We start from the raw sequence: 11579 nt of genomic DNA on the forward strand, positions 1-11579 counted from the left end.
AATTATTTTCATGAAAATAATTCGCTGTTTACTTAATCTTATCGACTGGTAGTATAACTTCTCCCAATGAAATCATGGCATTGAAGAGGCTTATATACTGATAATTAGGAATATCAGAAACCATGATTTCACGCTCTTGAAGCAGTCCACAGTTGAGCAGTCGTTGGCGCATCGTACCGCAAAGGAGTGGCGTAGAGGGCGTAAACCATTGTTCTCCATCATAGAGTGCAATGTTAGTATAGGAAGTATCTGTAAGGTGATTGTCACGAACAATAAGTATTTCGTCGCAGTCACCTTGCTGTTTTTTTAGTTCGTTAAGTTGAGAGCGGTCTGTGCTCTTATAGGGATAGCTGATGTTATTGTCGTAGACAAGGCGCAAGAAGTTGATTTCCTTACGTATATAAGGAGTACAAATGATGTCGTGGATGCCCTCTTTATCATAGATAAAACGTAGCTTTGAGCATTTTATCGGTAAGCTAACAGACTGCAGAAGGTCAGCTATACGCAGCGGTTCTGTCAGTCCTAACATTTCCTTGCGTGTGTGGTTCATTCGCTCTTCGTGGTAAGCAAGGTTGCAGATGCAGCCGTCTACTACCTTTATGGTTTCAATATATTGGCACATAAACCTTCTCTATCACCTCTTTATATTCGTCATCATTATTGCTCTGAGCCGTAATACCTCCCCCAGCCTTATAATGGAACTGTCCGTTATCATCCTGATCAATGAATCGAATCATCACCGCACTGTCTAATTGTCCTTTGCTATAACAGCCCATCACACCCGTGTAAAAGTCTCTTTCATAGCCCTCAGCCTCATCAATTATCTCCATTGTACGTGGCTTAGGTGCACCCGTAATAGAGCCAGCAGGGAGCAAACGGAAAAGCAGTGTACCGACGTTCTCACGATAGTCCTTGGGAAGCTGTCCTGTAATCTCCGAACTTGTTTGTAGGATTTCGCCCTTGTTTGTAGTCAGATGGTCAACATAACGATAGCGTTTCACCTGCACTTGCTCGGCAATCATGCTCAAGTCATTGCGGATAAGGTCGACGATGGTAGCGTGTTCAGCCGCTTCTTTCTTATTTTCCATCAGTTCCTTCTCAGCGTCAGGACGTGTTGCATCAATCGTCCCCTTCATTGGAAAGGAACTAATAAGCCCTTCTTCGTTGATGCGAACGAATATCTCTGGAGAGAAACAAACGAACTTCTCTTTTAGCCAACAGCGGTATAACGCCTTTGAACGCATGAAGATATCGTGCAGGGAGAGATTGGTATGGACAGGAATCTTGCACGTGAGGTTGGCTAAATAGCTATCTCCCTCACGCTCTCTTTGCTTAACAAGGTTGATACGTGGCTCATAGTCTTCTCTTGTGAGTGGTTCTGTAAACCATTCCACAGCCTCGCTTTCATAGCTTTCAGTCACAGGAATATTCGTAAGACTTGGGAAGGCAAAAAGCAATTCGTGAGGGTTAATGTCCGTAGACTCCTCTACGTAAGCGCCATCGGCTTTATAATTGATGATAAAGATAAAGTCTTTATCTTCCTTAGCTAATGAGTTCATACGCTGAATGGCGTATTCACGGTCGTGTAGTGTCATGTGGTTGATGCTGGTGATTATAGTTTTATTACGGCTTAATAATAATCTTAAGGTGGTAAATTTCTGGTGTGATGCGTTGTTCGATATTGTATCTTCCTGGATAAATCAATTCCAAACGGCGATACATATTCTCTAATCCGATGCCCTTTCCACTTTTGTCAGTGTCGTTCTTCGGATAGTTACTGTTCTCACAGAGAAAGACTATCTTGCCGTTATCTTCCGTGATGGAGACGTGGATAAACGATGGTTTATTGGCACTGATACCATGTTTAAAAGCATTCTCAACAGGTGTCAAGAATAACAATGGCGCAATGAGCAACTGTGAGTTGTGGATGATGAATTGGCTCTTTATCTCTACATTGTTGCCCGACCGTAGTGTCATCAGGTTGATATAGTTCTTGATAAAGGCGATTTCACCATTAAGACTCACCTCCTTAGGCTGTGTCTCATAGAGTGCATAGCGTAGGAGTTCAGACAATTGACCGATTGCTTTTTGGGCATTGTTTGGACTTGTCTGGGTGAGTGAGGCAATGTTATTGAGCGTATTGAAGAGGAAGTGTGGGTTTAGCTGGTTCTTTAGCCATGCTAATTCAGCTTCCGTCATCTTCTGTTTCTCTTCTCTAAGCTGCCTTCTGAGCGTACTATGACGGATATAATAACGCACAAAGATAGCTGCAACAACCATTGCATAGTTAAGAATCATCCACATAACCCCAAACTGATAGAAGCCTATCCGTATCGGAGCATTCGGTAAATCGGCGTTATAAATGCTGAAAATGTGGTGGTTCCACAGAACAATGAATAGGAGATTGATTACCCAGAAGGCCCAGTGCTTTATCTTGCTTTTCGCCTCAAAGAGGTAAGGAACAAGCAGATAGAAGTTTGCCATGAAGACAATCAGCAGCAAGAAGAGTACGAAGGCATTGACTTGCATTGACTCTTTGGCTGCATTGACATCGTGTTCAAGCAACATGATGACCAATGACCAGATGGAAACAAGGAGCGCATAAATGCCTACCTGTGCGCCAAGAACGGACAGGTTGTAGCGACTCAGGCAATACTTCTTTATTTCCTCCAATACCTTCATGTTGCAAAGATAGTCTTTTATAAGGAAAGAAGCAAGTAGAATCGATACTACATTTTTACTTTTTCTTGTTTTAACACAGCAAGGTAATTATCGGTAAATCAGTGCTTTATAAGGGTAGATTGTTCCGTTTGTTAGGCAAATAAGCCTAATTGGTACAATCTTTCAATCAGATTAATCGGCTTTTTATGCCTAATTAATTAAGCTCTATTTGCTATTTATCCCCCATCACTAAGTCCCGCATCTATTATCTCCTCTTATCAATAGTATGATTTATTGTAAGGGAATTAGGCCTCCGCACCATTGGTGTTTATGGTCCGCACGAATGGTGCTAAGCATTAACACCACTCGTGCGGAGTATTAACATCACGGTAAGAAACGACAAAAAAGAGGCGTTCCTGCCGTTGGGATGATTACGAAAGACACCGATATTGAATTACATCTATGGAGTCTTAATCGTCGATTTAAGCCTTATTCTGATCTGCCTTGATTAATGCAAGCAATCGCTCAACCGCTTCTTCTTCAGGTATATTATGCTCAACGCATACCTGTTTGCGGTAAAGACTCACCTTCTTAGGACCTGCACCCACGTATCCATAGTCTGCATCAGCCATCTCACCGGGTCCGTTTACAATACAGCCCATGATTCCTACCTTCAGTCCTTTCATGCCCTTGGTAGCTTCCTTGATGCGAGCAATCGTCGTACGGAGGTCGTAGAGTGTACGTCCGCAGCCCGGACAAGAGATGTATTCGGTCTTTACCATACGCAAGCGACCTGCTTGAAGAATACCGAAGGCGGTCTGCTCAACATCCTCTTGTGAGAGGTTGCCATGGTTCATCAGCCAAATACCATCGGTAAGTCCGTCCATCATCAGTGCACCCATATCTGCCGCAGCCTCTAATTGGAACCTTTCTTTGGCTGTAGTAGGCTCTGACTCTTGGCTATTCTTGCTTTCTTCCTTTTCTTCGGTGGTCGAATGCTGATACATCTGTGCGAAGATAATAGGGTTCTTTACCCCTGCTATCATCAATTGATGCGCCAATGCACGCTGGTCGCCGAGGCGGTTCTGATGGCTTGTCATACAAACCACTACCACCTCTGGATGTGTCTTCAAACATGCAAGGAACTCTTCTGAAGGTGTTCCATACTTCAAGACGAGGAACTTAACATCTGTGTTTATCGCACTGATGAAAGGCATTCCCGTCACAGGGAAGATTGGGTAGACATTCTCTAAGGACTGTTTACCACTGTTGGCAAGGTCAATATAGGCATCATAATCAAGGATATACTTCTGCTTCTTGCCCCGTTTCTCAGGCAGTTCGCCTTGTACATAGATATAGTCTGGCTTTGGTAAGTCTGGTGATGACACCTCAGCAGTAGCCTGATCAGCCTTTCGAGTGGCAATAACAACAGGAACATTCTCGCCACCGATGTTTCCTGCAGCCACTGTCTCACGTCGGTTAGGGCGGAGATAGTCAAAGCCTTCATACTGTTCAGCAGGGATGAGAAGATGTTTCTCGTGTCGACGGATATACCATGTAAGGTGTTTAGCCACTGGAATCTCGCACTCTGGCTCTTCACTCAGTGATACACGGATCGTGTCACCGATACCATCAGCGAGTAAGGCACCAATACCTACGGCACTCTTGATACGTCCGTCTTCACCTTCACCCGCCTCAGTAACACCGAGGTGGAGTGGATACTGCATACCTTCCTTGTCCATCTCAGCCACAAGAAGGCGTACGGAACGAACCATCACAACCGTGTTTGAGGATTTGATAGAGATGACAATGTCATGGAAGTCGTACTTGCGGAAGATGCGGAGGAATTCCATACAGCTTTCTACAATACCTTCCGGTGTATCGCCATAACGGTTGCGAATACGGTCAGAAAGGCTACCATGGTTGACACCAATACGTACAGCGGTGTGGTTCTCTTTACAGATATTGATGAAAGGAATCAGTCTATCCTCAATCTTCTGTAGCTCCTGAGCATATTCCTCATCGGTGTACTCCAACTTTTTGAACGTACGAGCAGGGTCGACATAGTTACCCGGATTGATACGAACTTTCTCTGCATAGAGTGCAGCTACGTCTGCAACATTCGCATTGAAGTGAACGTCTGCACAGAGCGGAGCCATATAATTATCTGCACGTAGTTGTGCATTGATATTCTTTAAGTTCTCAGCCTCACGCTTTCCTTGCGTTGTAAGGCGTACAAGTTCTCCTCCTGCATCAATGATACGCTTAGCTTGTGCAACACTTCCTTCGGTATCATCCGTGGAAGTAGTAGTCATTGATTGTATGCGTACAGGGTTCTCTCCACCGATGTTGAGCGATCCAACATGGGTGACAGAGGTTTTCCTTCTTTCAAAGTTGAATAAATCAATCATTGTTCTATTTATATAATAGGGTGTCTTCCAAAGCCCTTTTGGTAGGATGAATGACTGCCCCAAGTCCCTCTGTGAGAGGGGATATAGTAAGAGGTAATAAGTGGTAACGACCTTTATCCTAATGGTTTCCCGTAGATACTCCCCTTTCTTGGAGGCGTTAGCGGCGGTCTTAGCACTTAAACTTATAATCCTTCAGCTCAGCCAACTCCTTGTTAGCCTTCTCTATCTTCTTTCCTAATGAAGCCTTCCAGTTGTCAATCTTCTTTGCAATAGCCTCATCACCGAGTGCAATCATCTCAGCAGCAAGGATGGCAGCATTCTGTGCACCATTGACGCCAACAGTAGCAACTGGAATGCCGGGAGGCATCTGAACGATAGAAAGTAAGGCATCAAGTCCGTCGAGCATACCCTTAATTGGCACGCCAATGACTGGAAGTGGTGTAGAGGCAGCGATAACTCCGGGTAGAGCAGCAGCCATACCAGCAGCAGCAATGATTACCTTCACGCCACGACTTTTCGCTTCTTTCGCAAAAGTCTCTACTGCATCAGGTGTACGATGAGCTGAAAGTGCATTCACTTCAAAAGGAATCTCTTGCTCTTCCAACCACTTACAAGCTTTTTCCATTACGGGTAAATCGCTTGTTGATCCCATGATAATACTAACTAATGGCTTCATATTCTTAATGTATTAAGTGTTTATTCTTTATTTATTTTGTAACTAAATATTATGAAGACAGATACTATTTTCTGTCAGTTTGCTGTTTATTCTTCTCTAATCAGTTGTCTTACCGATTCCTATTCATTTTATACAAGGATAATTGTAATGAATGAACAGACGACACCTAAGAAGAACCCTGATGTCACCTGTTCTAATGAATGTTGCCTAAGAATCATTCTACTGCTGCCTACCATGCCCGAAACGATGAGCGTAAGACAAAGCCACCACATCGGATTGAAGTTGAACAGTAGTGAAAAGGCAAGCAGAGAACCCGTCACACCACCGATAGCTGCCGTATGCGTTGATATCTTCCACCACACGTTGATGATAGCACATAGAATCTGAATAATCAATGCTACCATAAGTATTGACGTCAGCATGTGAGGCAGGTGTAGGATGTTCATGATATAAAAGCACGTGAAGTAGCAAAGAATAGAAATCACGTAAGGAACCATTCTTCGCTCTCGTTGCCCTAACTGAATCAATGTCCAGCCGTGGTATTGGCGGTAAAGGTGGATGAGTAAGGTAGGGATAAGGACCGTAAAAGCATAAACCAAAAAGACATAAGACAGCTTTGCCTGCCACGGGAACATACTAAGATAGCTAAAAGTAAAGATAGCTAATATGCCCACAACGGGTAAATAGAATGGTGTGAGAACCATACTCACGACCCTTGCTGTTAATATAATGTTCTTTTCGTTCATACTTTAACACCTAACATTCACCACCCATCACCCATCAACATCACTCCTTCCTCAGTCTTGCAACAGGCAATCCGAGCTGTTCGCGATACTTGGCAACAGTGCGGCGTGCTATTGGAAAACCTTTTTCTTTCATCACTTTGGCAAGCGCATCATCGCTGAGCGGTTTACGTTTATCCTCTTTGTCGATTACTTCTTTGAGTGCCAACTTGATTTTACGAGTAGACATTTCCTCACCATCCTCCGTTGTGTAGCTATCAGTAAAGAAGAAACGCAGTGGGAAAGTACCCCAACGTGTCTGTGCATACTTGATGTTACTCACACGTGATATGGTAGAGATATCCAGTCCTGTACGGTCGGCAATATCTTTGAGAATCATTGGTTTGAGGTCAGCCTCATCTCCATCTTGGAAGAACTTTCGCTGAATGTCAATGATAGCCTTCATCGTCACCTGTAGTGTATGGCGTCTTTGCTTTACCGCTTCGATGAAGCCTTGCGCCTTGTCTACCTTTTCTTTGGCATAAAGCAACGCCTCCTTCTCCTGTCGGTTCATACCAGCTTTGTTGTTGCGGTAGGTCTCCAGCATGTCATTAAAGGTCTGTGAGACGTGCAACTCTGGTAGGTTACCATGGTTTAAGGTGAAAGTCACCGTACCATCATCCTCCGTGTCAACGATAAAGTCGGGTGTTATCTGTTGCAGGTTACGACCTTGTGTCTCGCCCATAGATGAACCTGGCTTCGGATTTAGTTTACGAATCTCACGCTGAAGTGCCTCTACTTGAAGGTCAGATAGTGAGAGTGCGTTTTGAATCTTGTCCCAATGCTTTTTTGTGAAAGCTTCAAAATAATTAGTAAGGATGGTGCGGATATACTTATACAGATGTCCGTCACGCTCCCATTCTCCATTCTCAACCTTACGGTCTATCTGTAACAAGAGACATTCTTGCAGGTCTCTTGCACCAATACCCGCTGGGTCAAAGTCCTGTAGAATCTTCAGTACCTCTTCCAATTCCTTTGTAGATGCATCTATCCCATAGTAGATAGCCAACTCATCGCTGATGCTATCGAGGTCTTTCCGCAGCAATCCGTCATCATCGAGACTACCGATAAGATACTCCAAGATACTCTTCTGTCGCTCGGTAAGTTCTCTTTCGCCCACCTGCTCATTGAGTTTATCAATGAAGGAAGTTGTGTCTCCATACACAATCTCCTCATATTCAGCATTATTTCGTTGCTGTCTTGAATCGTATGTAGGCAAATCATCATCCGAACGCATACGCTCTAATGCCGAGTCGAGGGCATCTTGTCGCTCTTCTCGTTCCTGCAGCGTGTCGAAATCATCGTCTTCTGAATGCTCTACAGTATCGTTGTTATCAATGTTATCGGTCTCCTCCCCGCCTGCTTCTAATGCGGGATTATCGTCGAGTTCGGCATTGACACTTTCCTCTAATTCTGTCAGTGGCATCTCCAACAACTTTACTTGCAGCATCTGCTGTTGTGAGAGCCGCTGTACCTGTTGTTGTTTCTGTGTCTGAATTTGTACTTGTTCCTGTGCCATTGTTTACCTGAATTGTGCTACAAAAGTACTAAAAAAACAAGTATAATCAAGTGAAATATTCCTTTAATTGTGCTGCAAGGGCAGAAAGTTTCTCAGGGTTATCATTTCCATAGCGGTTCCACACCTCTTGACAAGGCATTAATAAGGGTGATATCATGAGGTCATCACGATTCAGATAGGGGTCGCAGAATTGGAACACATCCATTACCTCCACAACCATTTGTGGCTTTATCTTCATTAGTTTAGCAAGGTCTATCACCTCAGGTGTCTCCGCTGCCATTGTAATAGGGGTAAGACGGAAATAGAGGTCGAGAATCATGATGAGCATAAAGGGCTTTAGCTCCGTAACACCCTCCACAGGAAGAAAGTCATGCTCAAATGTTTCGCGCACCTTTACGCCGTCGTAGAACTTCTTAGGTTGCCCAAACCCTTTCATCGACCGCAGTTTCTTTACGTCTTTGTTTAGCTTCCGTGTGTTCTCTCCGTAGGTCTCCCAAATCAGTTTAATGATAGGCGTGTCACGGTGGCGCAGCTTAAAAAGCTGTTCATAGAGGTTCTTTGGTGGTATGTGTAGCTCCAAACTGAGGTCTACCAATGCACGTGAATACATCGGTTTCATTCCCTCTGGCTTTTTTAGGTAAAGCTGTAGGAGTAGCAGCCAATAGTCATCAGACCATAAAGGATGTGTTGCCATAATCGTAAATTCCCATCCCCTACCCTCTCTTTCTTCAAAGATTAAAAGTGAAAAACTTAGGTGTAGGAGTGTATCTGTTTGTCTTTCGCAAAGATACTCCTTTTTATTATAATGGCAAAAGAAAGTGACAGAAAGTTAACGAGTTAAAGGGTTTACGAGTTGACAAGTTGTTTGTGGCATATAAATAGGCTCAAGTGTATTTGTTTATACGCATAAATACGTTCTTAATAGGGCATAAAACAAGAATGTTAAGCTACTGTTTTATTTACAAATTTCCCTCTTAGATGAATCATTAAACTACAGTTTCTAAATTATTTTCATGAAGAAAAATATTTTTCTTCACGTAAAAAAATATTTCTTTTCACGTAAATAAATATTTTCTTCATGAAAATAATTTGCTTTTGATAAGTACCTTGACTCTCAAAAGAGGGTCTATCTAATGATTTCCTATACTAAAATGGGTGATTAAAAACCATTCTTTGGACTTAAATAAACGTTGTTCTCCAAGCCAAATAACGCATATTATGCAGTCCTGACTCTCTGTTTTTACTTCTTTCCCCCACCCACTAAGTCATCATTCTGGATGCTTCGTTCTGCCTTCTTGACACTTGCTCTCAGCTTACCAAAGTTCCATGAAAGACGGATTCCAAAGCGTTTAGGTTTCATAACAGCACGTTCATAACCAGTATAATCACCTTGAACAATACGATAAGTACTTGATCTTTCTTTGATGAAAGGCGATTCTGCTGATAAAGATACTGTCAACTTGTCTTTAAGGAAGCGACGAGTCAATGTAAAATCATAATAGAACCAGTGCCCTTCAATGGCATACGGGTTGTAAACTCTGTTGCCATATTCACCTCCAAGACTGGTTGACAACGTTAATTTCCATGGTATTTTCTGATCCCAATTAAAGTAGATACCACCACCGCATCCGCTGTTCTTGAGATAAGGTGTGGGTAAGGTGATTCGGGCATAACGCATGGAAGCATTGAGTGTAAACGATGTTCCGGTGAAAGGAGTCCATTCTGTGTAGGATGAAATACCAAAGACCTTGCTTTTCAGTATGTTCTGATACGTATAGACATTTTTGTGGTTCTGCTCATACATGATGTGAGCGATACCATTGTTGGTAAATGAATAATAGGGATTAAGTTGCAATGTGAATTTTGGTGCAACCAGCATATATGCAAGTTGTAGCTTTTGGTTACGGCTGCTTCCTAAGTTTGCATTACCAAAGGATTCTGTTGTTGGCGTGCTGATAACGGCTGGATTGAGATAGTTGATGCCGGGTCTGTTGATGCTGGTGTTATAGCTTAATTTCAGCGTTTGTCCATCACGGATTTTGTATTGTAGGCTTGCTGATGGTACGCAGTCATTGAGATCAGTGTGGAAATCAGCATTACTACCATCGGGATAGGATGCTTTCATGCGAGTAAATTCATATCTTAAACCTGCACGGGCAGCCCATTTGCCAGCGGTGAGGATATATGACAGGTATGCAGCTGCTACTTGTGCGTTATGCTTGAACTTGCTTTCCATGTCAGGTGTAGTCCCTTGATAGTCCATTAATGACGTACTGTTGTTGTAGCGAAGAATATATTTTGTTCCGCTTTCTAACTTATGGTGTTTTCCAAAGGGTCGTACATAGTCGATTTGGAAGGTATGTTCCGTGAAGCGTTCACGGGTGTTCCGGTCGTAACTTGTATAGCTGACAGGGAAGTTTACCATATTGCTATATGCCTGACGGAATGTAGTGTGATGTCGTGTAGCAGCTAACATGTAAGAGAGTGTGAGCACTTCTCCATCTAAATGGGTCTTGTGTTGATAGTCAAAACGTCCTCCAAGATTAACATATGAGTAGCCCGGTGTGGTCATATCATTATTGAATTTGTAAATCAGTTGGTTATTCTTGTCCCACCGTTCATTCGTGCTCTGTGTGTTAGCATCGGCTTTATAGCCGAAGAAATTGGTTGATGCGGTCATCAGGTTGAGTGAGTCAATCTCGTAACTGGCATTGATATTGCCGAAATGTATTGTTGCACCCGTGCTGTTTTTACCATATTCATGCGTGTGTTCGCCAGTCTTTACGTAGTTGTAGGCTTCCTCTCTATAATTTTCTGTCTGGTTCTTGTTCTGGTTTGCATAGTTATAATTGACGGATGTCGTAAGTTTTCCCACCTTTGTGGTGAGATAAGTTCCAAGTCTTACAGAGCCATGAGAGTCAATATTCGAGTTCACATTGCCTGACACTCCTTGTAGTTTAGTATTGCTCATCATGACGATGTTGAGGATAGCCGTAGTCCCTTCTGCATCATACTTGGCACCGGGATCGGTGATAACCTCAATCCTTTTGATGGTAGAAGCAGGTATTGCCTTGAGAATGTCCTTAAGGTTCTGCCCTGAAAGACTTGGGTCAGGATGTCCGTTCCTATACACCTTGAAACTTGTAGAGCCTTGAACTCTGATATTTTCCTGTCCGTCAACGGTGACAAGGGGTATTTTCTTGAGTATTTCTAAGGTTGTCTTCGTCTGTGCAGTCTTGTCATGTTGCACGTCATACGTTAGCTTGTCAATATCATTCTTGATAAGCTGACGCCTTTGTGTTACGACGACTTCCTCTAACTTCTTTGTCTTGGTGGAGTCCGTTTTGGTTGTGTTTTGGGCTGACAGTGCTGTTGCCGAGAGGCAAGCAGTGAGTAATAGTATCAATTTATTGCACATAGTCAAAGCGTTAAGTTTATAGTTATCAATATGATGCAAAGATACTTTTTTCCTTATAAACTTCAATTAATTTTGAAAGTATTTTTATATTTTTGTTCTTATATTCCGTAAT

General features: G+C 42.9%; 9 protein-coding genes. All 9 read right to left on the bottom strand.

What is annotated here, in order from left to right; all coding sequences use genetic code 11:
- Positions 1-28 precede the first annotated feature (28 nt).
- The 9 genes from J5A56_RS07370 to J5A56_RS07410 all read right to left on the bottom strand — a co-directional run bounded on the left by J5A56_RS07370 (position 29) and on the right by J5A56_RS07410 (position 11467).
- The gene (locus J5A56_RS07370; protein WP_021670569.1) at positions 29-622 is read right to left on the bottom strand and encodes an aminotransferase class IV; all 594 of its coding nucleotides are present in this window, start codon (positions 620-622) and stop codon (positions 29-31) included.
- Positions 606-1595: an aminodeoxychorismate synthase component I gene (locus J5A56_RS07375; protein ID WP_021670570.1), complete on the bottom strand. Its 990-nt coding sequence runs from the start codon at positions 1593-1595 to the stop codon at positions 606-608. Before J5A56_RS07375 ends, J5A56_RS07370 begins: the two co-directional genes overlap by 17 nt.
- Before the next feature lie 28 nt (positions 1596-1623).
- Positions 1624-2682 carry a sensor histidine kinase gene (locus J5A56_RS07380; RefSeq protein ID WP_021670571.1) on the bottom strand — a complete coding sequence of 353 codons (1059 nt, stop codon included), beginning with the start codon at positions 2680-2682 and terminating at the stop codon, positions 1624-1626.
- Positions 2683-3143: 461 nt separating this feature from the next.
- Positions 3144-5072: a 4-hydroxy-3-methylbut-2-en-1-yl diphosphate synthase gene (locus J5A56_RS07385; RefSeq protein ID WP_021670572.1), complete on the bottom strand. Its 1929-nt coding sequence runs from the start codon at positions 5070-5072 to the stop codon at positions 3144-3146.
- A 169-nt stretch (positions 5073-5241) separates the two neighbouring features.
- Positions 5242-5748 carry a 5-(carboxyamino)imidazole ribonucleotide mutase gene (gene purE, locus J5A56_RS07390; protein ID WP_021670573.1) on the bottom strand — a complete coding sequence of 169 codons (507 nt, stop codon included), beginning with the start codon at positions 5746-5748 and terminating at the stop codon, positions 5242-5244.
- A 128-nt stretch (positions 5749-5876) separates the two neighbouring features.
- Positions 5877-6494: a phosphatase PAP2 family protein gene (locus tag J5A56_RS07395; protein ID WP_021670574.1), complete on the bottom strand. Its 618-nt coding sequence runs from the start codon at positions 6492-6494 to the stop codon at positions 5877-5879.
- 40 nt (positions 6495-6534) lie between these two features.
- Complete coding sequence (rpoN, locus tag J5A56_RS07400; protein WP_021670575.1) at positions 6535-8049, bottom strand: RNA polymerase factor sigma-54; 1515 nt, start codon at positions 8047-8049, stop codon at positions 6535-6537.
- A 46-nt stretch (positions 8050-8095) separates the two neighbouring features.
- Positions 8096-8743 carry a hypothetical protein gene (locus J5A56_RS07405; RefSeq protein WP_021670576.1) on the bottom strand — a complete coding sequence of 216 codons (648 nt, stop codon included), beginning with the start codon at positions 8741-8743 and terminating at the stop codon, positions 8096-8098.
- A 546-nt stretch (positions 8744-9289) separates the two neighbouring features.
- Positions 9290-11467, bottom strand: a complete 2178-nt coding sequence (locus J5A56_RS07410) for an outer membrane beta-barrel family protein (RefSeq protein WP_021670577.1) — start codon at positions 11465-11467, stop codon at positions 9290-9292.
- Between the last annotated feature and the right edge of the window lie 112 nt (positions 11468-11579).

Origin of the sequence: Prevotella melaninogenica (genome assembly GCF_018128065.1) — a bacterium.
Lineage (GTDB): Bacteria > Bacteroidota > Bacteroidia > Bacteroidales > Bacteroidaceae > Prevotella.